A 24,413-nucleotide genomic window follows, 5' to 3' on the forward strand; every position below is an offset into this window, starting at 1 on the left:
ACGGCCAGACCGTGGCCGGGTTCCAGCAGAAGCGGGCGCAGGAGAAGGGGCTCAACCTGGTCGAGACGCTGCCGTACTCGGCCAAGTCGGTGGACCTGACGCCGGTGATCCTGCGGCTGAAGTCGGCCGGTGTCGACGTGGTGCTGCAGACCTCGTACCAGAACGACACGGTGCTGTTCTTCCGCCAGATGAAGGACCAGGGCTTCAAGCCCAAGGCAGCCATCGGCGCCGGTGGCGGTTACTCGCTGCTGGATACGGTGAAAGCGGTCGGTCCTGAGAACATGGAAGGGGCGCTGAACGTGGACTTCACCCAGTACCGCACCAATCCGGCGGCGGCCCCGGGGATCGACGCGTTCGAGAAGAAGTACCAGGCCAAGTACGGCACGCCGCCGCGCTCGGGCCACAGCCTGGCGAACTACATGGGCGCGAACGTGTTCCTGGACGCCATGGCCTCGGCCAAGGACCTGTCGGCGGATGCGATCCGCGAGGCGGTGATGAAGGTGGACGTGCCGGAAGGGACGACGCCGACCGGCTGGGGCGCCAAGTTCAACGAGCAGGGCCAGAACACGCGGGTGAGCCCGTTCCTGATGCAGTGGCAGGGGGGCGAGCTTGTGACGGTGTTCCCGGAGAAGGCGGCCGTGGCCAAGCTGAAGACGGGCGTGGGCGCGAACTGATCCCGTCCTGACCTTTGCCGGCCTCCGCCGCGCATCGCCGCGGAGGCCGGTACTTCTCCCCATCAATGCCCCAGGGCACGCGGACAGCGCATGATGATGTTCGCCGCACCGGCGGTTTCGAGACCTGTCTGCCGCTCGAAAGCCACCCGTGAACCGAAATCGGCAGTCATGAGAACAGCCAGACAACAGGGGTGAAAACGCCATGGCGGTCATCAACTATATCACCACGATCCAGTTCGATTTCGGTGCCGTCGGCCTCCTCCCGCAGGAATGCGAGCGGGTCGGGATCTCCCGGCCGCTGGTGGTCACGGATGCCGGCGTCAGGGCTGCCGGATTGCTCGACCGCGTCCTGGCGAAACTCGGCAACTCGATCCCGTTTCAGGTGTACGACCAGACGCCTCCCAATCCGACCGAGAGTGCGGCGCGTGATGCGACCGCGATGTACAAGGAGCATGATTGCGACGGGGTGATCGCGGTCGGAGGCGGTTCCCCGATCGATCTGGCAAAGGCCGTTGCCCTTTCCGCGACCCACGAAGGACCATTGCGGACCTATGCGGCGGTCGAAGGCGGCACGGCACGCATCACGCCGAAGGTCGCGCCCGTCATCGCCGTCCCGACGACCGCAGGAACCGGCAGTGAGGTCGGCCGCGGCTCCATGATGATTCTCGACGACGGCCGCAAGACCGGTCTGCTTTCTCCGCACCTCGTGCCGAAATCGGCGATCTGCGATCCCGAGCTGACCTTCGGCCTGCCGCCGCACCTGACCGCAGCGACAGGCATGGACGCCATTTCCCACTGTATCGAGACTTTTCTCGCGCCTGCCTTCAATCCGCCTGCCGACGGGATCGTCCTGGACGGGCTGGAGCGGGGATGGCGCTACATCGCTCAAGCCACGCATAAGCCGGACAATCGCGAGGCGCGTCTCAACATGATGAGCGCGGCCATGCAGGGAGCCATGGCGTTCCAGAAGGGGCTCGGCTGCGTCCACAGCCTCAGCCACTCCATCGGCGCTCTCAATCCGCGCCTGCACCACGGAACCCTGAATGCCGTGCTGCTCCCGGCCGTGATCGAGTTCAACGCATCGGCTCCCACCGTCGTCGCGGACCGGCGGATGGAGCGCATCGCAAGAGCGATGGGGTTGGAGGGCGCGGCGGCCGTCACGCCGGCGATCCGGGACATGACGAAGCGCTTGGGTCTTCCGTCCGGCCTGCGTGAGCTCGACATCACGCCCTCCATGTTCCCGCAGATCGTCGACGGCGCCCTCAAGGACCACACGCACAAGACCAACCCGCGCGAGGCGACGGCTTCAGACTACGAGGCGATGCTGACCGCCTCCCTCTAGATCCGTCAAAGGCCGGGGCGGCAGAAGCATTGCCCCGGCCCAATCCAGCACGACCGGGTCAGAGGATCATGCGGCTCCCCCGCGTGCTTTTCGTTTAGGGGTACTGCAAGAACTTTTCCGGAGAATACTTGCTGCGCATAGATCTACGTATTTTTAGAGTAGTCTCATCTGAGTATTGCCGATACCTCTTTTTGGACGTTGGATAACGCAACATCCATATGCCTCTAGCTAATGGTGCAAGGCTTCCTGGCTCATCGTGTGAGCAAGGAGGGCATGAAACGCACATGGTGAGGCGCGCATGGCCACGATTACTCTGACTTATGCCGAGTATACCGCTGCGGCAAAACCGTTCTCGGCGGAAGACGAAGTCATTCTTGCGGATGCCGGCCAGAACATCGACGGCCTGACCCTGGCGCAGCTTGCTGAACTCGGCGCCAACGGTGTCGATGTCATCGACGCCACGAACGACTCGATGTTCCTGTCGACGTCGCAGTACGAAGCCCTGGTTGCAGTGAGGCTTACGGCAGCCGACACCATCGTTCTGGCCGATACCGGCGCCGAACTCGGCACTGGCACCATCGAGCAGATTTCCGGCCTTCTTGCCAGGAACGTCGACCGGATCGACGTTGCGGACAACGTTCTTCCGTTTTCCCTTGCACAGTTGAACGCTCTTCAAGTGCCGCTGTCCCCCAGCGACGTTGTCGTACTGACGGACCATGGCTCGACCATCGGCAGTCTCGCGCCGCACCAGTTCGGGGAGCTCGCCAGCCGAGGCGTCGTCGGCTTCGACGCCACGAACAATGCGATCTCCTTCACCGAGGCGCAGTTCGCCTCCTTGGGGGCGATGACGCTCTCCTGGGGCGACGTCATCACGAGGGCAGGAACGCCGGGCTCCGATACGATAGTCGGCACGGCCTTCAACGACATTCTCGATGGTGGCAGCGGAAACGATACCCTTTGGAGCGGAGTCGGTGCCCACTCCCTGAAGGGCGGAAAAGGAAACGACCGCCTCAATGACGGTGCTGATAACGACAAGCTCTATGGCGGACACGGCAAGGATGTCATGTCCGGCGGCAAGGGGAAGGACGCCTTCGTCTTCGATAGGAAGCCGAACAAGAAAACGAATCTCGATACGATCAAAAGTTACAACGTGCGCGACGATAGCGTTTATCTTGACAACGCGGTCTTCAAGAAACTCGGGAAAGGCTCCGAGACGAAACCAGGCAAGTTGAAATCCGCATTCTTCACTGTCGGCAGCGAGGCCAAGGACAAGAACGACTACCTGTTCTACAACAAGAAGAACGGAATCTTTTACTACGATGCCGACGGTTCCGGCTCGGGACGAGCTGTCGAGATTGCAAAGCTCGACAAGAACCTCAAGATGAGCGCCAAGGAGTTCTTCATCGTCTGACCGCCGGGTGCTCTTCCTCCGTTGAGGACGGGCCCCCATCCCAATTGGAAAAGGCCTGCGCTTCGACCAAGCGCAGGCCTTTCTTCTCGACGACCCTGAAGGCAGGGATCCGGCTCCTCAGCCTAAGCCGCTACAGGAGCTCCGACCGATCCTTCGAGACCGACCGCATAGAGCAGGGCCTCAGATCCTTCGACGAGGTCGTCCTGCTGCGCATCGGCATGCTCGCCGCGAAGCAGCGCAATGGCCTCGCGAGCATAGCGCCGAAACTCCTCTTTCAGGATTTCGGGCTCGCGGTCCCAAGAGTGTGCATCATCCTGCGCATCGTAGAACGCACGCGCCACATGCTCGATTGCTGTGTCCATTTCTGCCCCACGTCAGTAATTGATTACTGTTCGAGTTTGCGATGCGAGCGTTTAAGAAGGCTTACTTACTTGTGTGCTTCGCATCAACTTTGCTGTTGCAAGCTTTAGGTTCGCGTCGTGGAGATTCGCAACTTCTCGAAAGGATTATCTCCAAAGGATTAGGGCGCAGGGGATGTGAAGGATGACTTCCGACCACCCGGACGTGCGCGCGGGGCGGTTGAGAAATCCTCTGGCAGGCAACCTCTCATGTCAATCCATTGACACAAAGGGCGGAACCAGGGCGGTTCCGGCTCGGTTGTTGCTCCACGACGCCTGGATGCACCTCTGGAGTAGGCCATGTCTTCGGAATCGCGACAGCCGCCTGTGATCGTTCTCGTCGAGGAGGAGACGACCCAGCGGGAGGCGGTGGCTCGGTACCTCGAAGGAGCCGGCTTCGCGGTGATCGAGGCTGAGACCACCGATGTCGCCATGGCTCTCCTCGACGAGCGCTCCGACATCCGTGGAGTTGTCACGGATGCGCATGTTCCCGGAAATGTCGATGGATTCGAGCTGGCTGAGCTGGTTCGCAAACGGTGGCCGACCGTGGCGGTGGTGATGATGTCGGGGCACTCCGATGCAACATCCGGTCCTGTTCCGGAAGGAGGCGAGTTCATCTCCAAGCCCTACCTGCTCAGCCATCTTGCGCCCACACTCGACCGGCTGGTGGGGAGGTCGCCGTGAGTCACGTGGTCCTCCTGGGAGATTCCATCTTCGACAACGCGGCCTATGTGCGCCGTGGAGAGCCCGATGTCGTCGCGCAAGTCCGCACCAAGCTTCCGCGGGACTGGCAGGCAACCCTGTGTGCGGTGGATGGCGCCGTGACCCGTGATGTCGACCATCAGCTCCGCAACGTTCCTGAAAGCGCTAGCCACCTCGTCGTCAGTGCGGGCGGGAACGATGGACTGCGCAACATAGGGGTTCTCCGGGAGGGCGCGCGTTCGGTCGCCGAGGCCATGGGGAGGCTCGCGGATGTGCGGGACGAGTTCGCCCGCGTTTATCGTGACATGGTGGACAAGGTCGCGGAGCGGCGGCTGCCGGTTGCGCTGTGCACTATCTACGATGCGCGCTTTCCCGATCCGCAGGAGCAGCGCCTCGTGGTGACCGGCCTGGCACTCTTCAACGATTGCATCATGCGTGAGGCCTTCGGGAGGCGATTGCCGCTGATCGACCTGCGCCTGCTCTGCAACGAGCCTGACGACTACGCCAACCCTATCGAGCCTTCCGCGAGAGGCGGGGACAAGATCGCTTCTGCGATAGCCCAGGTGGTGGCCGGGAACAGCATTCTTCCACGATCGCAGGTATTTGCCCACTGAACCGCCACAAGTCGGTCCGGCCTCCTGCGAGGATGCCGTTCACGGAACCTGTCGTTCAGTCCGGATCGCGGATGTCCCTGGGCTGATGGAGCGGGTTTACGGGCGTGGATATTTCCGCCGTCAGCTTGGGGAGTTCCTTCGTCATCCAAGCGACCATCTCGTCCTGCGTCTTCAGATGGTCGGGCATGGGGATGTAGGACTCATAGGATTCGTAGATTCCGACCTGGTCACGAACGCCTGTGATCGGATCGAGGCCGCTGTCCATCTCCGGCGTCACGGCGGCATCTCCGACCCAGAGGATCAGCAGCCAGATCGCTGTGAAGAACCCGGCGACGGGCATCAACAGGGCTATCGTCAAATCCGCAATCAACATCCATCCCCTGAAGGCAGCCGCACCCATTACGGAGGTGGACTAAGCCTTTTGTAAGGTACGGCCTTAGGTGAGGATCGTAGCACGAAGGGCAGGGGGCGACAAAAAAGAAGCGCCCGTGAAGGCGCTGAAGATCCCGACTCGGCCGGGCCTGGGGGCGGAACAGCCGAACCGGAAAGCGAAAAGGAAGCGAGTTTGAATGCCTGCCGTGTCGACTCAGGCGGCAATCGTTTGATGACGCTGCTGCCCCTGAAGCTGCTCGAGCAGTTTGACGTAAGGTTCGCGCTTCGCATGGTGCCGTGACAAGATCACTGCCTGGATGGGCTTCTTCAAGTCATGCGGAACGCGACTCTGGTTCAATTTAAGCAAGTCGGATTCGTACTGCAGGTCAATATTCGTCAAAGTGCGCGCTACCCACAGAATCTTCAGGTCCGTTTCTGACAGAAACCCCTTGCGTCCTGCGCTTTGCTTGCCAGAGTGGAGAGGATTGTCTTGGTTGCTGCGCATTGTTCCCTCCGGATCATGGAATCCGTTGAAGAAACATACCTTTCCGATCAGTTAAGGTGCAACGAGCATTCCCTAACAATAGGTGTTAGTGTGAAGCTTGCTCCGTGAGTACCTCTTTCGGTGTAGTGCCGGCTCATCTGCAAAAGTCGAGGAGTTGGAGCCCTGTCCGACGTCAAGACATCTTGCAGCCAAGATTACCGATAAAGCTGAAGGTTCGAAGTCCAGGAGCCCGGTATGCGTAATCTTGGTCTGTCGCTTGCCATGGTCGTCGCGGCCATCGTGCTGATCCCGTTCCTGATCTTCTTGGCCCATGCGCTGAGCGTGCTTGTTTCCGCCTTGGTGGGTTCATGAGCCGCGTTCCGCGTCAGGACGTGTTCCGGTCTCGCCTCCGGCGGTGTGGCAGAATTGCGCCAGGGTCGTTGAATCGCCCATCGCGACCACCCACCGCATAGGTTGCGGTTTTATTCGCCTGTAGCCCTGCACTCCATCAATGAACAAGCATGCAGGGTAGGGGAATGGAGGGGGTACTGGTCGCTTATCTCGGCGTCGTGATCGCAGTGCTGGCGCTTTCGACGGGGATCAAGGAAGACGAGGGTGTTGGTTTGCGGCACATCCTCATTGCGGCCTTCGGGTGGCCTTTGCTTGCCCCCGTTCTGGCCTGGAGAGCTTGGGCAGCACGCTAGAGAGCGGCGCGGGACGGTGCTCTCAGGTCTTCATAATCGGTTAAAATTATTGAGTTGATCGAAGGACGAACGAGGCCGAGAGTGATCATCGGCCGACGGCATTGGTCCTCCCTGAAAGAAACTGAGGCTCCCATGGGGAGCCTCTTTTGTGGGGACGACAGACGGCTGGCGAGGCATTCATCCTCCCAGGGTCTGATCCTGCTTCTTGAACCAGTTGAGCGCCTGATCGAAATGGTGCGGCTTGAAGTCCGGCCAGTAGTCGTCCACGACGTAGAAATCGGCATAAACCGACTGCACCGGAAGGAAGCCGCTCAATCGTCGCCCGCCGCCCCACCGTACGATCAGGTCGAGCCGGGAGACCTCCTCCGAACGGATGCCGCCTTCCTTCAGTCCGGCGAGATCCCACTCCCAATCGTAGTTGATCAGCAGATTGACCTTGGTTCCGCTCCCCTCCCGCGTCCGAAAACACCGCAGCTCATCGGGAAAAAGCGGCGACCTGTCGTGCCCGACAACCAGCAGGGCAGCGCCGCGGCTGGCAACTTCCTGGGCAAACGAAACGCAGGCTGCACGAAATTCCTGGATCTGCGGGGAGGGGCGTTTCGTGTTGTCCTGGGTGAAGCCGTAAATCGAGATCTCCGGAATCCCGAGCTTCCTGCACATCTCGAACAGGACCAGGCCCGGATCGACCCCGAAGCGGTAGCCTTGATCCTTGGTCAGCCCGCGGTCGACGGCCCAGCGCCGGTTGCCATCGGGAATGAAACCAACATGTTTCGGCAGTGATCCTTTAGCCATGGCGGATTGTGAGACCATCCTGCGGTTCAAAAAATAACCTGGGTTATTCTTGCCTCGAAGGTAAGTCACTCGAAAGAGTGATAACCCGCAGGATCTGGGCCGCCCGCTCCAGAGGCAAATGCTCCGGTCGCAACCATTAGCAACTTTTCGCCGGCGTCGTGCTGCTAACTTGTCAGAGGAGCGGTTGGAGGAGATACGATCCGGCTACCGCGCCTCGGCCGCTCGGCGCCTGCTCAGTTCGTCTATCGCTGCCTGGAGAGCGCAGCCAGAACACACATTCGTGAGGGCTGATCCCTCCCGCCACCGACCCGAGGAGGTCAACGGAGCTTTTTCTTCATTCGGGCGTTAGCCGGACGCCAAGGGATTATTGCGGGCAAACGCAAGGAATTGACATGATCCGCCGATCCCTTCCTTCGGCCCTGGTGTTTGGTGCCTTGGCCGCGTTCGCCTCCTCGCCGGTCTCTGCCCAGACGTCATGCGGCCCCCGAGATCAACTCGTGAAGGTACTGTCCGAGCAGTATAAGGAAAGCCCTGTGAGCATAGGCCTGGCGCAGCCGGGGCGTGTCGTGGAAGTTTTCGCCTCGTCCAGCGGAACGTGGTCGATGGTGATGACCATGCCGAACGGCACGGCCTGCATGATCGCGGCCGGCGAGAATTGGGAGATGCTGAGCAGGGTCAAAGGCACGGGCATCTGAAGCCTCGGTCTATCGGCTCGATTCCCTTGCCGAACCTCCAGCGGCCCAACGAGCGACCTTTCGATGAGCGGAGGCCGGGTGCTGTTCCGTTTCCGCCTCAATCCCGCAACCGCTTGTTCCCAGTGTCGCACAGATCGGCCCAGCTGGGGCCTACCGAAATCAGACCATCGTCCGATTAGACTTTATCCTCATTGCGTCGCAGGTCCGTTTGGAGGCAGGCCGCTCCTGGTGGAGCCCGTACGACCTGATAGCGGCGGGGGGAAAGGCGCTGGCTGAAATACTCCCGGCGATCCACTGTCCGACAGACAAAAAGCCAGAATGTCGCACGTCAGACCAAGGTCTGATAAAGATTAGACTATCGCGGTGCAAAGTGAAGCCTTCAGTTCGTATAGTTAACGCTTCCTTCGTGCCGTAAGGCCGCCGAGATTTTGATGATGTTACATCGAAATTTTGCGCAGAAACATCAGTGGCTAAGCTGAACCGGTATATGTCACTATGCGCTTTCGAGCGTAATTACCAAAACTCGGATTCATCTGAACGGTTTCTGCTCGCCGGGTTTTCTCACCGTTTGATAAGCCCGGCTGGAGCTGCCGATCCCCCACCTCATCAAGTCGCGAGGTGCCAGTTGGCATAGCCGCGAACGCTTGGCGCAACCAGCCTCATTCAGAGCGCCCGAGAGCAAGTGCGCGCGGAGCCGCTGAATCCACCCGATTTCTGGTTTCCAGAACCCCCAATCCGAGCTTTCCCAAATTAAGGCGACTCCAACTTTGACCAGGGAGGGCAGGGGGCGCCTACACTGACAATGCCGGCAAGAATGGCGGCACCGACTTTCGGCCGGGCGATGCGGTCGAGTTCGTCGGAAGTTCCCGTCGAGACACGACAAAGCGCTACGTCTGTACGCAGCGCTTTGTCGCTTGATGCGGACTTCCTCAGCGGCAGACGATCGTCGCGTTCGGGCAGTAAGCGTCGTACCGAGGAGACGGGCAATAGGTCCTCGCGAAGGACTCGTCCACCCGGCACGTCACGTGAACCCGATGGGGTCTGGACGGTATGCCTCCGCCTTCGTGAAGCACGGAATAGCCCAGCCCCTGAGTCGGGATCCGAACGGTGGCGCGCGGCAGCTGGGCGCTTTCCGGCTGGGTCAACACTTGCGCGTGTGCGCTGGAAGTGATCGTGCCGGCAGCAAGGGCCAGCGAAAGGAAGAGTGCAGCCTTCATCATACGCCTCATCTTTGCCGGTTCGATTGCGGCAAAGCTCTCTTGCACCAAACGGTCTGCACGGGGGTCAGGTTCGAGCCTGGCTGTTTCCGTGCGGGTCGAGACATGGTCTATCGGGCAGCGGGAACGACGATGAGAAAACCGCTCGACTGGGGATCGGGTATCTCCTCCGCCTCGAAACACGAGAAGTAATACTCCCCCGGAGCCGGTGTTCGCAGGAGAACTCTCGCCGTGCTCTGTGGCGCAACGGTAAAGCCGCCCTTCACCAGATCGACGACAAAGCCGGCCGATTCGATGTGCTGCGTCGCGGCGAAGAACTTGGGAGCCGCGAACGTGATGATCCGATCTGCGCGGTTGATGACCCGCAATTCGAGAGGGTCCCGTGCGGGCAGGCGTGCGCGGGGCGGGCCGCATTGCACATCGCCGTTGACGTAGTTCATCGTGATCTCCACCGGCGTGGCGACTTCGCCGCTCACGACGGGAGGGCTCGGTGTCTGGGCCGAAACCTCCGTGGCGGTCGCCGCCAGACCCGTCAGCAAAAACCCCGCTCCTGCGAGGAGCCGCATCGGGGATTTCCGGCCCATACTCTCGCTCGACATTATCCCTTACCTCTGTTCGCGCCGGAACACCGAAAGCCGGGCCGCTCGCACAGGTCTCGGCGGGCTCCGGCAGTGCCTGCTGGCTACGGATCAATCACCCTGCCGTGGATGGGTTGCGCGGCCAGGGCAGAGTCTCGGTTCGGTGGCGTACAATCGGCAGGCCCGTAACGGCCGCGGTCCGAGGGGCGGATGGAACCTGACGGGGAGGGGGAGGTTCATCCGTTGGAAATCGCTCCAGATAACGAAAGGGCAGACCGATGGCGGCTTGGGATCGTGCCGGTAGGGGGTATGGGACCCCGGACGAAGTGGACGAGTATCTCCGCAACGAGTACCGCGCCGAACAGGGAGCCTATCTGGAGAGGCGCCCCGCCTATGCGAGGTCCGCCGACAGGGACGACAGTCCCAGTTTCTGGGCGCCGCGGGTCGCGGCCGACTACTACGTCGAGGAAGGTTTTGCCCGGGGTGGAACCGGCGCGCTGTCCGACGAGCCGCTCTACCGCTCCGAAAGAGCCCCCGGATACGAGGACCGGATGCGGTCCGACGATCGGTGGAGGCGGGACGAACATTACCGGCAGCGCCCGTCGCGCCACCATGCTCGCTCCATCCATGACCAATGGGAGCAGGACCGCCGGGCCGGGCGAGGGCTTCTCCGGGCTTCGGAGAGTTTCTACGAGAACCTGGCAGGGGCCGTGGGCCTGGAGCCGGATGCCTCCGAGCGGCACCATCGCGGACGCGGTCCGCGCAACTACCGCCGGTCGGACGAGCGGATCCAGGACGACGTGAACCAGCGGCTGACGGACCACCCCTATCTCGATGCATCCGACATCGAGGTGCTCGTGCGAGACCAGGAAGTGACGCTGTCCGGTATGGTCCACAGCCGCCTCGACAAGCGTAGGGCGGAGGACATTGCCGAATCCGTCTCCGGGGTCGCCCATGTGCAGAACAACCTGCGCGTCCGTCCGGAAGGGAGTGCTCTTCGATGAGCGCCGCCAGAAGCAGGAGCGGCCGTGCCACGCTATTTCTTTGACACCTACGACGGCGAGCGCTTCTTCCGCGACGAAGAGGGGCTGGAACTCGACGGTCTTGAGGCCGCGAGGCGGGAAGCCCGGAGAGCCCTGCCGGACATGGCGAGCGACCATCTCCCTGAAGGCGATCAGCGTGTCTTCATCGTCAGCGTGAGGACGGAAGCAGGGCAGCCGGTGCTGCGGGTTGCGCTCTCCCTGGTGGTCGAGGATCTCTCCGAAGCACCGGCCGAGTCCTAGCGGGCGACGTTATCCGCTCCTGCGGAAGGAACATCCTCCTTCAGGGAGCGTTCACCCAGCGGCGAACTTGGCGGTTCGCAGGCGCAATGGAGAAAGTGCATGAGCAAGCTTGCAGCATTCGTCAGCTTCCTCTTTCTGGCTGTGTCGTCTGCGATGGCGCAGGTCCCGGCACCTGCCCCGGAGACCGTTCCCGCTGAGCCGGCAGCCGGGGGCATCGCCGATTACTGGTGGATCATCCTGCTGGTGATCATCGTCATAGCCGTGATCTGGTACTTCTCACGTCGCCGCAACCGGGTATAGCGGCCGCCCTCCGCATTGCGACATCCCAGGAATGTGCACGATCATCGGCGCTCATGCGCCGATGATCGTGCACGCCTGACGGGGAGGCCCGGCTCGGTCGGCCGTCGGCGGAGGCCCGCCGATGGTCGCGCCTACGGCTTTCTCGTGCGGGCGGCCATGAGCCGTTCCATGTTTCCCCGGAGGGTTTCCGCTGCCTTCTGACCTCGAATGGCGATGATGCCGCGCTCCTTGCGCTTCCCATCCTCGTCGGTGGAGCCGTTGAAGAAAGCGTCCCGCTCGGCCTTTGACATGGCGAGAACAGTGCGGGCCTCGCATTCGTGCTGCCATTCCTCCGACCAGGTGCTGACAGGCTGACCGGTGATCTCGGATATGGCGGTGGTGGCGCGGGAATAAGGGGGATTGGACATGGCCGTCTGATGCCACGAGTCGCGTTAACGAGTCGATTCCGCACTATTTGATAGCGTCGAAGATCTGGCCCGAGAACCAGTAGAGAAGCGTCAGCACGATGATGCCGATCAGCCACATGGGGCTCGTCGGTTCCTTCGGCGCGGGTGGTGCGGGTGTCGCGGCTCTCTCGAAGACGGGTTTCGGGGCCGCGGGAAGGCGGTCCAGCAGCTCGATCGACGCCGCCGCGACGAGATCGCGCGTCCCGATCAGACGCGCATGAACGGGAATGCCACCCCGGAAGGTCACCTCGGCCGGCTGCGTCTCGGTGCTGTAGCTGATCCACCAATATTCGACACGATCACTCAAGATGGTTTCCTCGATGAAACGGGCCTCTCCTCCCGATTCGAAGGCTTGGCTCGACAGGTACCCTTCTGAACCTAGGGGCGGCGATGGTGCCGGGGTAGGAGCCGCGGTGCATATCTCGCTCCGGCGACGGAGCAAGACCGAAAAGAAGGTTGCCCCAATCCCAATGGGCTGGCAGGAGTGGGCCTGTCGAATCACATTTTCGGAGATGCCCGATGATCGAGTTCATCGTGACGACCGTCGTCCTTGCAGCCGTGGCTGTCGTCGGTTTCGTGGTCTACGCGGACGGCCGCAAGTCGAAGTACTTCTGAGGCCTGTCAATCGGACGACCCTGGAGCGCCGCCGGGCCATTTTCTCGGGCCGCCCGAGCGGCCGCGACAGCTTGGCGTCAGCATCCCCTCCTACTCCATGAGCATTGGAAGGGGGGAACCATGACAGAGCATGACCGACGCGAGAGCGAGCGCTTCGCTACGCATTTGAAGGGCGAAATCGTCGACAGGTGGGGGATCGCATTCGCTGAATGCAGCCTGTCGGACATCTCCGCATCCGGGGCGCGGCTCGGGTTTACCCAACCTGTCGAGATCCCGCTGGAATTCGAGCTGCAGATCCCCGAAGAGGGGATGCGTGCCAGCGCCCGGCTGATCTGGGCCAACGGCAGGGAATACGGCGTGATGTTCACCGACTAGCCTGAAGCGCCCGGGTACGTTCATGGGCGGCCAGAAACGGAATCATGACGGCGGGAAGACGACAGGTCTCTCGCCGTTCTTCTGTTCAGCCTTCGGGGAGGCGTGCACAATCACCGTCCGGAGAGGGCGAGGTGATCGTGCTGGGAAATTTGGAAGAGGAGTGGCTGGGGGACCTGGATTCGAACCAAGACTAACGGAGTCAGAGTCCGCTATTTTATTCGCATGTGGCTTCTGCATAACCGTTATTTTAAGCCATTTCCGTGCCAAGTCCGCTGCTCTTCATCTCAAGCTTGGCATTTCTATATCACACTCATATCACCCGCCCGGTTTTCCACAACCCCTGAAACGCCGATGCCGCCACCGGGGAGGGCAGCGGCACGAGGGAGGAGGAGCCGCCCTGGCAGGAGGAGCCGGGCACGGTGACTATGCCCCGGGCGGGCGAAAGATTCCAGATACTTGGGCGACGCCGATGGGGTCGCTTCCGTGGCCGCGAGCGGCGGCTTCCGGGATGACCGGGCCTCGTGTCTTCTATCCAGAAATGTCCCCGCTTGTGAAGAGTGGAGACATTTCTGGACACTCAGCGTGTCGGCGGCAATGGGAGTCGACGCTCGGCCAAACGTGTAACCCCCGGGTATTCCAGGCGAATCCCGCCCTCGGGCCCTTGACGGGGACTCCCCGCGGGCTCATTTGTAAGGCCAAGGTTTCACAGGAGGTCGCCCACATGATGCATCCCAACGCCGCCGCCACGGTGCTGGCCTACGGCATGACCGGAATGGTCATGGATCTTGCCCGTGCCTCCGCTAAGCGCCGTCAGGCGCAGACTCTCGCCGCATGGGAGAACGCCCTCTATAGCGCAGAGGGCAGTGCAGACGCGATGGCCGACGTTGCCATCGCCGCCATCGGCCGCGTCAGCGAGCTGGAGGACGAGATCGCCCGCCTGCATCGCGCCCTCCGGCACCGCGATGAGGCCCTTGCCGCCCTAGCTCACTAGCCGGCACACCACCACGTCCAAAAGGAAAGGCCCGGGAGCTCCCCGGGCCTTTGTCGTTCTCGATCTCCATGAGACGGTCAGTTCATCGTGAAGGTGGGGTTCCGCAGAGCCTTCGCCGCCGCAATCCTGCCGACCCGGGTCGAGTTCTGCATGTACGGCTCGATGGCCGCCCGCTTCATCACCGGCTCCGGATCCAACTCGGGAGCCTCCGGCCCATCGATCCCAACGAGGCCGCTGCGCCTGCCCGATCCCACCAAACCGCACTTGGCCGGACCAGCAGCCGCGAGTCGCTGGAGCGTCGACTCGTCCCTCGACAGCAGCCACGACCTGATGTGAGGAGGCAGCATCTCAAGATCGACATCGTAGCGCTCGCGACCCGTGGCTGACGCGAACCGATAGACAATCTCGCCGATCAGGTCCTGGGGACGCATCAGCTCTTGCGATTGGATTGCCTTGCGGCGCTGCTGAAGTGCCTCGACGGCGGCGCCGACATCCTGCATCCGGCGCTCATGGGCGGCTTCCTGGGCTACGGGCGCGGGCATTGCGACCCCTCCGCCCACCAAGCTCGAGAGCAGGACGCCTGGGGCTCGTACGGCGGCGACCCCGGTGTCGACCGCCGCGGTCGTCAGGTCAACGGTCTTCTCGGCCGTCCAGGCGGCCGCGTCCATCGTCGTCTCGGCGATCCACGTGCTCGTCTTGGTGCACCAGTGCAATGTCGTCCTCATGGCCCTCGCGACTGCCCTCATGATCGTGGCGAGTGCAGTAAAAATCCCCTTCATGATGTCGTCCTCCCCGTTAGGTCCGACACCGTCACATTGCTGCCTGTCAGCGCATGTCGCAAGCAAGCCGACGAAGGCCGCTTCCCAGGAAAATGAAAAATCGCGCGAATTACATTGGCGAGGGTGCGCGAAATCTCGAAAATCAAATCGCGTCAACACCTTGGTCTTGCTGCCGGCGGCCGCTATGCATCTGATGAATACAAGCCGCTGGACCGCCGGCGGTGAACATGGGAGGGGGCAGGTGGAGGACAGGAAGGAGGAGCCTCGGATCTATATCGGCGGCTCGGAAGGCCGGCATCGTGACCGAGGACGGCACCGGTCCCGAGGCAGATACGCTGGCCAAGATCCTGCGAAACGCGGCTCAGCCATCGCTAGCTGGCCGGGGCGCCCAATAGTGTTGGTGGTCCATGGGCGTCCTACCTTAAACTTTAGCCTTATGTCCTTGGTACCATGCCGCAGTCAGGGTGGCCGATCATGTCCGTTGCTTGATCTGTCACGAAAATATTCGTTGCGGTGTCGTCAAACCTGATCTGTGGCAGCGCAATCGGCAATATTAAGGCTCATGCGTCATCGATGATCACAGCGTCACAATGCTGGCGTATTGCTTTTCTTGATCTGGAGTCGGATCGTGGGCGGCCCGATGTCGGTGGGTTGATGCTCGTCATCTCTGTCCACCTCGTGCACCTCAGGGTTCGACATCTTCCTAGAGATGGTGCGCCACTCCGCATGCAGCCGCAGCGCCAACCGGAGATCAGATTTCACCGAGGGTGCCAGAACCGTGAATTCCTTCGCACTCTCGAGAAGGGCGATCTCGGCTTCGAGATCCGCCAGGATTCGACCTTTCAAGAGTTTCCGGGCTCTGTTGAGGTGAGCCTTGCGGTTGCGCAGCACTGGACCCGACAAATCCTTCGTGCTGGAAAGCCATTTCACGTATGCGGGCTCGACGGCTGGAATGCTCTCGCCCTTGTCCCTGGCCACGATAAGCCGCCCGATGGCCTCTGCGAGGGGAGCAGGCACGGCGTTGGCGATCATCTGATCACGCTCACGTACCGTCTTGATCGCCCGCCATGACCAGTCCTTTGGGAAGCCCTGAAGCCGTGAAAGCTGCTCGCTTGTCAGGGGAGGAACCTTGTCGTGCGGGGCAATATCATGAGGGTGGGGTCGGTAGTTGCGGGAAGCCTTTTCTCCCGTAGTGCGAATGATTGAGGGACAAGGTTCATCGATTGATCGTACACCCCTGCCATTCTTGAAGGGCCGCACGAAAAACACACGAGTGTCAGGTGGGTAATCCCCGCCGGGATGAACTCCGACATCGTCGCCGAGCATGTCCCGAACGGTTGTCGGCCTCTTGCTCTTGGCTGCTTCAATAGCTTCATCAAGAAAGCCGTCGGCCTCGCCGAGGCGGCCAACCACGATAAAGCGTTGTCTGGCCTGTCCGACGCCGTATTCGCTGGCGTCGACGATTTGTTCTGTCAGTCCGTACCCGGCGCGCTTGAGGACGGTCCGGGCTTGGCGCCATGCTATTGAGGCTCTTGCATTCGGCACGTTCTCCATGAGAATCCAACGCGGTCTTACGGCGGCGACGAAGATCGCGTAGCCCAGAGTGAGGTCGGCGCGCGTCCCCTCGATCCGGGAGCCGGCGGAGGAGAAATCCTGGCAGGGCGGCGAGCCTGCGATCAGGTCACATCGGAGGCCAAGCACGTGGGGCACAAGAGCGATCAGATCGGACAAATCGCCTTGGCGGGCATGATGCTGGTGGCTAAGGAGCGAAGTCTTCGGAATGTTGTCACGGTAAACCCTAAGAGCGGCGGGCCAGACGTCGATAGCTCGATCAACCCTGAAGCCGGCGCGGCTCAGGCCTAGCGACATGCCTCCAGCTCCGCAGCATACCTCGACCACACGCATTACATAGATCCTCGGTCATCGAGGCTTATTTACCTATTGATCCTTAACGAAAGGATTCATTACGCACAGGTGAGCTCAGGGAGAGAATGGGACCGAGACTATGCAGCGGGTGCTGGAGGATTGGTGCCCCCTTAGTCCGGATACCACCTCTACTACCCGAGCCGTCGGCAGTCCTCGGCAGCCTTCGACGTGATCGTAGATGCGCTCCGCCACCGGACCTAAGGCATAGGGGGGCCCGGGTAATGCAAGACACCCACGTGAAGGCAGTTCACAGCCGCTGTCTGCAATGGCGGGATCACCTGTGCGGCTCCGGCGCCCCTGACTCGAAGGCCTGCGAATGGCACTCCTCCGAGGAAAGAGCTTAGTCCACTTCAGCGATTAAGAGCAGACGTTCCTTGAGCTGCCTGAAGGTGAAAATTTGACCCAATCCGGACATTTCTGATGAGCACGGGACGGCTGCTTACCCCACTCCAGAGTGGGGCAGAAGCAGCTTACATTCGGGAGAACTTGCCCTGTGTGGGTTTCCGGACATAGCATGGCCGGCAAAACACGCTCCGGAGAACCGGACGGGAGGAAGCAATGGATCGCCCCGGACACTCACGCCGGGAGTTGTTCTCAGGCGTTCTGGCGCTGTGCATGGCTGCCGGCAGCCGTTCGGCCGTCGCATCGTCCGGCGAACTCAGGTTCGGACTCACCCCCGTCTTCCTCACGTCGGACTTCGAACTCCTCGACCGCCTGCGCTTTTACCTAGAGAACGCAACGGACCTCCCGGTCCGGCTGGTCACGCGGCGCACCTACCAGGAGATCACGTCCCTTCTTCTCTCGGGCCAACTCGATGCGGCCTGGATCTGCGGCTTTCCCTTCGTGGCCAACCACCCGAGGCTGGCGCTCGTCGCCGTTCCGCACTGGCAGGGCAAGCCCCTCTACCGCTCCTATCTCATCACGGATCGGGATCGTCAGGCTGGCAGACTCGACGACCTCAGGGGCGACGTCCACGCCTTCTCGGACCCCGACAGCAACTCCGGCTGGCTGGTAACGGCGGCGGCGCTGGCCCGTGGGAACCTGAGCCCGGAGCGGTTCTTCGGGCAGACGATCTTCACCTACGGCCACCGCAACGTCGTCAGGGCCGTGGCGTCGGGGTTGGCCATGAGCGGAAGCATTGACGGGTACGTGTACGAGGTCATGCGCGAGACCGAGCCGGACCTCATTGCCAGGACCCGCATCGTCCGGCAGTCCGACCTCCTAGGCTTTCCTCCGATCGCATGCTCCGCTGCGGCCGCGGAGGAACCCCGTACGCGGCGGCTTCGATCAGCGCTCGTCCGGATGGGTGGCGACGAGAATGGGCGTGCGGTGCTCCGGATGCTCCGTCTGGACGGGTTCGCCGTCGAGGATCCCGGCCTCTTCGATCCCATTGCCGCCGAGGTTGCCATTCTCAGGGGGAGCGCGGGGTGAGGGCGGTCCGGATCCCGCTCGCGATCAGGATCCCCGCCGTCGTGATCGTGTTCATGGCGGCCGTCGCCGTGTTCGTCTCCGAGCGCGTGCTCTCCCGATTGCAGGAGGCCCAAACACGGCATCTCGGTGACCTGGCGACCGTCTACCTGGACGGGCTCGCCCCGGCGTTGGTGGCGCCGGTGGTGCGGGAGGACGTGTGGGAGGTGTTCGACATCGTCGACCGGGCGCGGCAGATCCATGCGGGCCTGAGGCCCACGGAAACCGTGGTCGCGACCGCCGACGGCCGGGTCCTCGCATCATCCGATCCTCGCCTGCACCCGTCCCGATCGCCGCTGCCGTCCTCCTTCCTGGCCGAAAGGACAACGGCCCCGGCCATCGCGAGCAACGACATCGAGGGCAGGGCCGTCGCACGGCGCGACCTGTCGTCAGGGGGGCGCATCGTCGGGTCGGTCCATGCCACGTTCGACACCGCGCCCCTCCTGGCGGAACGCCGTTCCGTCCTGATGACTCTGATCGGCACGAACGCGGCGCTGACACTCGCCCTGGCGCTGACGGCCTGGCTGACCGTCCGCCGGATGATGCGGCCGATGCGCGTCCTCGCATCCCATCTGAAGGCAAGTCCGGAGAGTCCGGTCGAACCCATTCCCGACTCCCTCGTGAACACCGCGCCCCGTGAGTTCCGCGGCCTCTTCGCGGCATTCAACAGGATGGCCGAGGCCGTGCGCGAGCGGGAGGCCCTGTCACGGCACCTGGCGGAGGAGGAGCGGCTGGCGAGCCTCGGCCGCCTGGCCTCCGGCATGGCGCATGAGATCAACAACCCACTCGGCGGCCTATTCAACGCCATCGATACCCTCAAGGAGCATGGGGAGCGCTCCGACGTCCGGAGGCGTACCATCGACCTCATCGACCGGGGCCTCAAGGGCATCCGCGACGTCGTCCGCACGACCCTGGTCACCTACCGGGCCGACCGCGACGCCCGCTCGTTGCAACGGGCCGACATCGACGACCTCAAGCTCCTGATCGAGCCCGAGATCCGTCGCAAGAGCCTGACCCTGCAATGGCGGAACGAGGGTTTCGAGGAGGTTCAGGTGTCCCCGTCGGTGGTCCGGCAGGTCCTCTTGAACTTGCTCCTCAATGCCTGCCAGGCCACCCCACCGGGAGGACAGGTCTCGCTCAGGGCGACCGTGGAGGACGCCCACCTTGTCGCGGTCGTCGAGGACAGCGGACCGGGCCTCTCGGATTCCGCCCACGACGTGCTCGTCGGACGACCCGACCAGACGGGGTCCGCGTCCGGGAGCGGCCTGGGCCTGTGGATGGTGCGTCGCCTGGTCAGGGAGGGCGGAGGCACCATCGCCGTGACCCCGAGGCTGCCGGAGGGGACGACCATCCGGGTGGCCCTTCCGTTTGCCCGAGAGGAGGGACTCGCCGATGTCGCTTGAGGGACGCACAATCGCTCTGGTCGAGGACGATCCCATCATGGGCGAGTCGCTCATGGAGCGCCTCTCCCTCGAGGGAGCCAAGGTCCTCTGGTGGCAGGACTGCCGTACCGCGTCGGAGAACCTGGCCGCCTTCGCGCCCGACCTCGTCGTGTGTGACATCCGGCTGCCGGACGGCACGGGCGAGGACCTGTTCCGGAGCGCCTCGACCACTCCCGACTGCCCGCCGTTCCTGTTCGTGACCGGGCACGGGGACATCGACCAAGCCGTGAGGCTGATGCGGAACGGGGCCGGGGACTACATCACGAAGCCGTTCGAGACGGGCCGCTTCCTCGACCGGGTCGCCCAGTTGCTCCGGCCGATCGAGCAGGGTGCAACCCCGGTCCTCGGCGTCAGCCGGCAGATGTATGAGGTCCAGCGCCTGCTCCAGCGGATCGGCCGGCTTCCAGCTCCGGTCCTGCTGACCGGGGAGACCGGGGTCGGCAAGGAAGTCTGTGCCCGGTACCTGCACGGCGTTAGGGGTCCTACGGCTCCGTTCGTCGCCGTGAACTGCGCGGCGATCCCGAAAGACCTGATGGAAAGCGAGTTGTTCGGGCACGAGAAGGGTGCCTTCACGGGAGCGTCCTCCCGGCATCTCGGGTACGCCGAGCGGGCCCGCGACGGCATCCTGTTCCTGGACGAGATCGGCGAACTTGACCTGAAGCTGCAAGCAAAGCTCCTTCGGCTTCTCGAGGACCGCTCCTTCCATCGCATCGGAGGCGAGACCGAGATCGCGTTTCGGGCACGCTTGCTCTGCGCGACCAACGCCGACCTGCCGGCTCGCATCAAGGCAGGGAGGTTCCGCGAGGATCTCTACTACCGGATCAACGTCCTCACCGTGACCATTCCCCCGCTCAGGGAGCGTCCAGACGACACCGAGTGGCTGGCCGAGCGCCTCGTGGAAACGCTCGCCGCCGAGGTCGGGGCCGAGCTCGCCGGGCTGAGCGGCCTCGCCCTGGATGAACTGCGGGCGTACGACTGGCCTGGCAACGTACGGGAACTCCGGAACCGGATCGAGCGCGCGGTCTCGCTCTCGCCTGGACCGTGGATCATGCCGGGCGATCTCTTTCCCGACCAATGGACGGCCCCTTCCGTGACGGATCCCAAAGTCGGATCGCTCGAGGCCGCACGCGACGAGGCGGAGAAACGGGAGATCCTGCGAGCCCTGCGCCAGAGCGGTGGCGCGATTGTCGAGGCGGCAAACGCACTGGGAATCTCCCGCACCACCATGTGGGAGAAGATGCGGCGGCATCACATCGAGGCATCCTCGGCCTAGCCGGACCAATTCGACACGATCAGACCTGTCGCGAGCTTCCGGAACTCGGAACCGGCGGTGTTGCCGTGCGGCTTCCGGGTTAGCTCTGTCATGTTCGGATTCCCGGACATTCGCCGGCTCAATGTTCGCGAATCCGAATGGAGTGCGACGGCCAAGCGGCGCAAGCGTGTCCGTTTTCAAGCACGCGGGCTGCACGAAGTTCTTGGCATGCATCTTGCATTGCGCTTTCCAGCAGCGATCACAAGACTGCCCTGGAGGACGCCCCATGAAGCGATGCGATCTACTCGTCGATCTCGGCCGCCGCCGGTTCCTGTCAGGGGCCGGCGTCGTTGCGGCCGGTGCCGCAGCCACTGCGGTCCTGCCCACGCCGGAAGCCAAGGCCGCGGTCCCGATGGCCCGTGTAACCTATCCCTCCAATCGGCTCGGCAACGTGCGGGACCTCAAGCTCAACGAACCCATGGACGTGGCGTACCCTGACCCTGACGCGCCGGGCGTCCTCCTGAAGCTCGGGAAGCGTGTGCAGGGCGGTGCGGGACCGGACGGCGACATCGTCGGGTTCACGACGATCTGCCCGCACAAGGGCTACCCGCTGCACTACAACTCGGAGCGACGGACCCTGAACTGCTCCGGTCACTACTCCGTCTTCGATTGCGAGGCCGGTGGCCAGGAGACCTGGGGCCACGCGACCCAGAACCTGCCGCAGTACTCGCTCCGCGTTGACGACAAGGGCGATATTTACGCCGAGGGCGTGGACGAGCTCATCTTCGGCCGCCTGTCGAACGTGCTCTGAGGGAGGATCGCGCCATGGCTTACAAGAGACAGATCGACCGCCTGCCGATCATCCCGGCGGACGCGAGGGAACACAACGTGGTGTGCCACTACTGCATCGTCGGGTGCGGCTACAAGGCCTACACCTGGGACATCGACAGGCAGGGCACGACCGATCCCGCGGGTAACAAGTTCAACATCGACCTCGCGCAGCAGCAGGGCGCCGACAGCGATGCCTGGTACGCGCCCTCGATGTACAACGTGGTCAAGCAGGACGGCCGCGATGTCCACATCGTCATCAAGCCGGACGCGAACTGCGTGGTGAACTCGGGCCTCGGCTCGATCCGCGGCGCCCGCATGGCCGAGATGTCGTACTCGGCCGTTCGGAACACCGAGCAGCAGCGCCTCACCGACCCAATGGTCTGGCGCTACGGCCAGATGCAGCCCACGAGCTGGGAGGACGCACTCGACCTCGTAGCGCGCGTCACCGCCACGATCGTCGCAGAGCAGGGCGAGGACGCCCTGTTCGTGTCCGCATTCGACCACGGCGGGGCGGGCGGCGGCTACGAGAACACCTGGGGCACCGGCAAGCTCTACTTCACCGCCATGAAGGTGAAGAACATCCGCATCCACAACCGTCCGGCCTACAACTCGGAGGTCCACGCCACGCGTGACATGGGCGTGGGCGAGCTCAACAACTGCTACGAGGATGCGGAACTGGCCGACACCATCGTCGTCGTCGGCGCGAACTCGCTCGAGACGCAGACCAACTACTTCCTGAACCACTGGATCCCGAACCTGCGTGGAATCTCCCTAAGCAAGAAGCAGGAGCAGTTCCCGAACGAGGCGCACGAGCCCGCGCGTGTCGTCGTCGTCGATCCCCGGCGGACGGTGACGATCAACGCCTGCGAGGCGGAGGCGGGCAAGGAACGGGTCATGCACTTGGCCATCAACCCGGGCACCGACCTCGCCTTGTTCAACGCCTGGCTCACCTACATCGCCGACAAGGGTTGGGTCGACAAGGCGTTCATCGACGCCTCGACCAAGGACTTCGACAAGGCGGTTGCCGGGAACAGGACGACCCTGGAGGACGCCGCGCGGATCACCGGATTGACCGTCGACCAGATCCGCCAGTCGGCGGAATGGATTGCCCAGCCCAAGCAGGGCGGTGCCCGCCGTCGTACGATGTTCGCCTACGAGAAGGGCCTGATCTGGGGCAACGACAACTACCGCACCAACGGCGCGCTGGTGAACGTGGCCCTCGCGACGGGCAACATCGGGCGCCCCGGGGGCGGATGCGTTCGCCTCGGCGGGCACCAGGAGGGCTATGCCCGCCCGTCCGACGCGCATGTCGGTCGGCCCGCGCCCTACGTCGACCAGCTCCTGATCAGCGGCAAGGGCGGCGTGCACCACATCTGGGGCTGCGACCACTACAAGACGACCCTGAACGCGCTCCAGTTCAAGCAGGCCTACAAGCGGCGCACCGACATGGTGAAGGATGCCATGTCCGCCGTGCCATGGGGCGACCGCCCCAGGATGGTCGCTGCCATCGTCGACGCCATCAAGAAGGGTGGCCTCTTCAGCGTGGATGTTGACATCGTCCCGACCCAGATCGGGCAGGCCAGCCACGTTTGGCTGCCGGCGGCCACATCCGGCGAGATGAACCTCACTTCCATGAACGGCGAGCGCCGCATGCGCCTCACCGAGCGCTACATGGACCCGCCCGGGCGGGCGATGCCGGACTGCCTGATCGCAGCACGCATCGCCAACCACATGGAGCGCGTGTTCCGCGAGATGGGGAAGAACGACGTCGCCGACCGCTTCAAGGGCTTCGACTGGAAGACCGAGGAAGACGCCTTCATGGACGGATACCACCAGCACGAGAAGGGCGGCGAGTACGTCACCTACGCGCGGCTGCGGGCCATGGGCACGAACGGCTTCCAGGAGCCTGCCGTCGGCCTCGAGGGCGGCCCGGTTGCGGGAGGCAGCTCACCGGGCGGCACGACCACAGGGCAGCAGCCCGGGATGGTGGTCCAGGGACCGGCCATCGAGGGAGCACGGGGCAAGGAGCCCGTGCAGCAGGCCGGCACCAATGCCGCCGCCGCCCCTGTGCCGACGGGCGGAACGGAGCGCATCATCGGAACGAAGCGCCTCTATGCCGACGGCAAGTTCAACACGAAGGACGGCAAGGCCATCTTCATGGAGACCCAGTGGCGCGGGCTTGAGGCTGCCGGCAAGGAGGAGGAGTCGAGGAAGTTCGCGTTCCTGATCAACAACGGCCGCGCGAACCATGTCTGGCAGAGTGCCTACCTCGATCAGCAGAACGACTTCGTGATGGACCGCTTCCCGTTCCCGTTCATCGAGATGAACCCGCAGGACATGGCATCCCTGAACCTGAACCCCGGTGACCTCGTAGAGGTCTACAATGACAACGGCTCGACGCAGGCCATGGCGTATCCCACCGACAGGGCAAAGCCGAAGCAGACCTTCATGCTGTTCGGCTTCCCGACGGGCGTGCAGGGCAACGTGGTCTCGGCAGGCGTAAACGAGTTCATCATCCCCAACTACAAGCAGACCTGGGGCAACATCCGCAAGCTCTCAGACGCCCCGGAGGCGGTGAGAGGCCTGTCCTTCAAGGAGAAGGAGTACACACCACCCGTGTAGCGCTTCCCCGCTGGCTTCGGCCGGGCGTCCAGCGCCCGGCCGCCTTTCGTCCGGTGCGCGATCCCCCCGCGTGCCGCCCTTGAGGATACCTGTCCGGGAAC

The 24,413-nt window shown here is 63.1% G+C and carries 26 protein-coding genes; 16 read left to right on the plus strand and 10 right to left on the minus strand.

Features of this window, described 5'->3' with window-relative positions:
• The 3 genes from ACFOYU_RS05405 to ACFOYU_RS05415 all read left to right on the plus strand — a co-directional run.
• A partial coding sequence (locus ACFOYU_RS05405; protein WP_377032756.1) for an ABC transporter substrate-binding protein occupies nucleotides 1–674 on the plus strand: 674 nt, incomplete at its 5' end.
• 202 nt (nucleotides 675–876) lie between these two features.
• Nucleotides 877–2,016 carry an iron-containing alcohol dehydrogenase gene (locus ACFOYU_RS05410; protein WP_377032757.1) on the plus strand — a complete coding sequence of 380 codons (1,140 nt, stop codon included), beginning with the start codon at nucleotides 877–879 and terminating at the stop codon, nucleotides 2,014–2,016.
• 298 nt (nucleotides 2,017–2,314) lie between these two features.
• Nucleotides 2,315–3,427, plus strand: coding sequence for a calcium-binding protein (locus ACFOYU_RS05415; protein WP_377032758.1), 1,113 nt, complete (start codon nucleotides 2,315–2,317; stop codon nucleotides 3,425–3,427).
• 122 nt (nucleotides 3,428–3,549) lie between these two features.
• Here ACFOYU_RS05415 and ACFOYU_RS05420 read toward each other — a convergent pair whose 3' ends face one another.
• On the minus strand, nucleotides 3,550–3,789 hold the full coding sequence (locus ACFOYU_RS05420; protein WP_377032759.1) for a hypothetical protein: 240 nt from the start codon (nucleotides 3,787–3,789) through the stop codon (nucleotides 3,550–3,552).
• A 336-nt stretch (nucleotides 3,790–4,125) separates the two neighbouring features.
• Between ACFOYU_RS05420 and ACFOYU_RS05425 the strand changes: the two genes are divergently transcribed.
• Nucleotides 4,126–4,509 (plus strand): response regulator, encoded by a 384-nt coding sequence (locus ACFOYU_RS05425; RefSeq protein ID WP_226741092.1) that lies wholly within the window; start codon nucleotides 4,126–4,128, stop codon nucleotides 4,507–4,509.
• Complete coding sequence (locus tag ACFOYU_RS05430; protein WP_377032760.1) at nucleotides 4,506–5,141, plus strand: SGNH/GDSL hydrolase family protein; 636 nt, start codon at nucleotides 4,506–4,508, stop codon at nucleotides 5,139–5,141. The genes ACFOYU_RS05425 and ACFOYU_RS05430 overlap by 4 nt, the downstream gene beginning before the upstream one ends.
• Nucleotides 5,142–5,196: 55 nt before the next feature.
• Here ACFOYU_RS05430 and ACFOYU_RS05435 read toward each other — a convergent pair whose 3' ends face one another.
• The 3 genes from ACFOYU_RS05435 to ACFOYU_RS05445 all read right to left on the minus strand — a co-directional run bounded on the left by ACFOYU_RS05435 (nucleotide 5,197) and on the right by ACFOYU_RS05445 (nucleotide 7,493).
• The gene (locus tag ACFOYU_RS05435) at nucleotides 5,197–5,484 is read right to left on the minus strand and encodes a hypothetical protein (RefSeq protein ID WP_377032761.1); all 288 of its coding nucleotides are present in this window, start codon (nucleotides 5,482–5,484) and stop codon (nucleotides 5,197–5,199) included.
• A gap of 243 nt (nucleotides 5,485–5,727) precedes the next feature.
• The gene (locus tag ACFOYU_RS05440; protein ID WP_377032762.1) at nucleotides 5,728–6,018 is read right to left on the minus strand and encodes a hypothetical protein; all 291 of its coding nucleotides are present in this window, start codon (nucleotides 6,016–6,018) and stop codon (nucleotides 5,728–5,730) included.
• Nucleotides 6,019–6,878: 860 nt separating this feature from the next.
• On the minus strand, nucleotides 6,879–7,493 hold the full coding sequence (locus ACFOYU_RS05445) for an undecaprenyl diphosphate synthase family protein (protein WP_377032763.1): 615 nt from the start codon (nucleotides 7,491–7,493) through the stop codon (nucleotides 6,879–6,881).
• A gap of 533 nt (nucleotides 7,494–8,026) precedes the next feature.
• Here ACFOYU_RS05445 and ACFOYU_RS05450 point away from each other — a divergent pair.
• Complete coding sequence (locus tag ACFOYU_RS05450; RefSeq protein WP_377032764.1) at nucleotides 8,027–8,188, plus strand: hypothetical protein; 162 nt, start codon at nucleotides 8,027–8,029, stop codon at nucleotides 8,186–8,188.
• Nucleotides 8,189–9,117: 929 nt separating this feature from the next.
• Here the strand turns inward: ACFOYU_RS05450 and ACFOYU_RS05455 are convergent.
• Together ACFOYU_RS05455 and ACFOYU_RS05460 are read right to left on the minus strand one after the other, a co-directional pair.
• Nucleotides 9,118–9,408 (minus strand): hypothetical protein, encoded by a 291-nt coding sequence (locus tag ACFOYU_RS05455; protein ID WP_377032765.1) that lies wholly within the window; start codon nucleotides 9,406–9,408, stop codon nucleotides 9,118–9,120.
• Nucleotides 9,409–9,515: 107 nt separating this feature from the next.
• Nucleotides 9,516–9,971 (minus strand): cupredoxin domain-containing protein, encoded by a 456-nt coding sequence (locus tag ACFOYU_RS05460; RefSeq protein WP_377032766.1) that lies wholly within the window; start codon nucleotides 9,969–9,971, stop codon nucleotides 9,516–9,518.
• Between the two features lie 290 nt (nucleotides 9,972–10,261).
• Between ACFOYU_RS05460 and ACFOYU_RS05465 the strand changes: the two genes are divergently transcribed.
• The 3 genes from ACFOYU_RS05465 to ACFOYU_RS05475 all read left to right on the plus strand — a co-directional run bounded on the left by ACFOYU_RS05465 (nucleotide 10,262) and on the right by ACFOYU_RS05475 (nucleotide 11,566).
• Nucleotides 10,262–10,987 (plus strand): BON domain-containing protein, encoded by a 726-nt coding sequence (locus ACFOYU_RS05465; RefSeq protein ID WP_377032767.1) that lies wholly within the window; start codon nucleotides 10,262–10,264, stop codon nucleotides 10,985–10,987.
• 24 nt (nucleotides 10,988–11,011) lie between these two features.
• Nucleotides 11,012–11,266 (plus strand): DUF6894 family protein, encoded by a 255-nt coding sequence (locus tag ACFOYU_RS05470; protein ID WP_226742075.1) that lies wholly within the window; start codon nucleotides 11,012–11,014, stop codon nucleotides 11,264–11,266.
• Nucleotides 11,267–11,365: 99 nt separating this feature from the next.
• Nucleotides 11,366–11,566, plus strand: a complete 201-nt coding sequence (locus tag ACFOYU_RS05475) for a hypothetical protein (protein WP_377032768.1) — start codon at nucleotides 11,366–11,368, stop codon at nucleotides 11,564–11,566.
• Nucleotides 11,567–11,697: 131 nt separating this feature from the next.
• Here ACFOYU_RS05475 and ACFOYU_RS05480 read toward each other — a convergent pair whose 3' ends face one another.
• Nucleotides 11,698–11,973, minus strand: a complete 276-nt coding sequence (locus ACFOYU_RS05480) for a hypothetical protein (protein WP_226742073.1) — start codon at nucleotides 11,971–11,973, stop codon at nucleotides 11,698–11,700.
• A gap of 43 nt (nucleotides 11,974–12,016) precedes the next feature.
• Complete coding sequence (locus ACFOYU_RS05485; RefSeq protein ID WP_377032769.1) at nucleotides 12,017–12,319, minus strand: hypothetical protein; 303 nt, start codon at nucleotides 12,317–12,319, stop codon at nucleotides 12,017–12,019.
• Nucleotides 12,320–12,747: 428 nt separating this feature from the next.
• On the opposite strand from ACFOYU_RS05485, the gene ACFOYU_RS05490 reads away from it, so the two are divergent.
• Complete coding sequence (locus ACFOYU_RS05490) at nucleotides 12,748–13,002, plus strand: PilZ domain-containing protein (RefSeq protein ID WP_226742071.1); 255 nt, start codon at nucleotides 12,748–12,750, stop codon at nucleotides 13,000–13,002.
• A gap of 721 nt (nucleotides 13,003–13,723) precedes the next feature.
• The gene (locus ACFOYU_RS05495) at nucleotides 13,724–13,993 is read left to right on the plus strand and encodes a hypothetical protein (protein WP_377032770.1); all 270 of its coding nucleotides are present in this window, start codon (nucleotides 13,724–13,726) and stop codon (nucleotides 13,991–13,993) included.
• 77 nt (nucleotides 13,994–14,070) lie between these two features.
• Here the strand turns inward: ACFOYU_RS05495 and ACFOYU_RS05500 are convergent, their stop codons facing one another.
• Both ACFOYU_RS05500 and ACFOYU_RS05505 read right to left on the minus strand, forming a co-directional pair.
• Complete coding sequence (locus ACFOYU_RS05500) at nucleotides 14,071–14,772, minus strand: hypothetical protein (RefSeq protein WP_377032771.1); 702 nt, start codon at nucleotides 14,770–14,772, stop codon at nucleotides 14,071–14,073.
• A gap of 585 nt (nucleotides 14,773–15,357) precedes the next feature.
• Nucleotides 15,358–16,677, minus strand: coding sequence for a DNA cytosine methyltransferase (locus tag ACFOYU_RS05505; protein ID WP_377032772.1), 1,320 nt, complete (start codon nucleotides 16,675–16,677; stop codon nucleotides 15,358–15,360).
• Nucleotides 16,678–17,256: 579 nt separating this feature from the next.
• On the opposite strand from ACFOYU_RS05505, the gene ACFOYU_RS05510 reads away from it, so the two are divergent.
• The 5 genes from ACFOYU_RS05510 (at nucleotide 17,257) to ACFOYU_RS05530 (ending at nucleotide 24,312) form a co-directional block, all read left to right on the plus strand.
• The gene (locus tag ACFOYU_RS05510) at nucleotides 17,257–18,129 is read left to right on the plus strand and encodes a PhnD/SsuA/transferrin family substrate-binding protein (protein WP_377032773.1); all 873 of its coding nucleotides are present in this window, start codon (nucleotides 17,257–17,259) and stop codon (nucleotides 18,127–18,129) included.
• Entirely contained in the window at nucleotides 18,126–19,568 is a 1,443-nt protein-coding gene (locus ACFOYU_RS05515; protein WP_377032774.1) for a sensor histidine kinase, read from the plus strand. The genes ACFOYU_RS05510 and ACFOYU_RS05515 overlap by 4 nt, the downstream gene beginning before the upstream one ends.
• Nucleotides 19,558–20,880 (plus strand): sigma-54-dependent transcriptional regulator, encoded by a 1,323-nt coding sequence (locus ACFOYU_RS05520; protein WP_377032775.1) that lies wholly within the window; start codon nucleotides 19,558–19,560, stop codon nucleotides 20,878–20,880. Before ACFOYU_RS05515 ends, ACFOYU_RS05520 begins: the two co-directional genes overlap by 11 nt.
• Nucleotides 20,881–21,145: 265 nt before the next feature.
• Nucleotides 21,146–21,670 (plus strand): arsenate reductase (azurin) small subunit, encoded by a 525-nt coding sequence (locus tag ACFOYU_RS05525; protein WP_377032776.1) that lies wholly within the window; start codon nucleotides 21,146–21,148, stop codon nucleotides 21,668–21,670.
• A 14-nt stretch (nucleotides 21,671–21,684) separates the two neighbouring features.
• Nucleotides 21,685–24,312, plus strand: a complete 2,628-nt coding sequence (locus ACFOYU_RS05530; protein WP_377032777.1) for an arsenate reductase (azurin) large subunit — start codon at nucleotides 21,685–21,687, stop codon at nucleotides 24,310–24,312.
• Nucleotides 24,313–24,413 lie beyond the last annotated feature (101 nt).

This window comes from Microvirga sp. GCM10011540, assembly GCF_042650665.1.
Classification (GTDB): domain Bacteria; phylum Pseudomonadota; class Alphaproteobacteria; order Rhizobiales; family Beijerinckiaceae; genus Microvirga; species Microvirga lenta.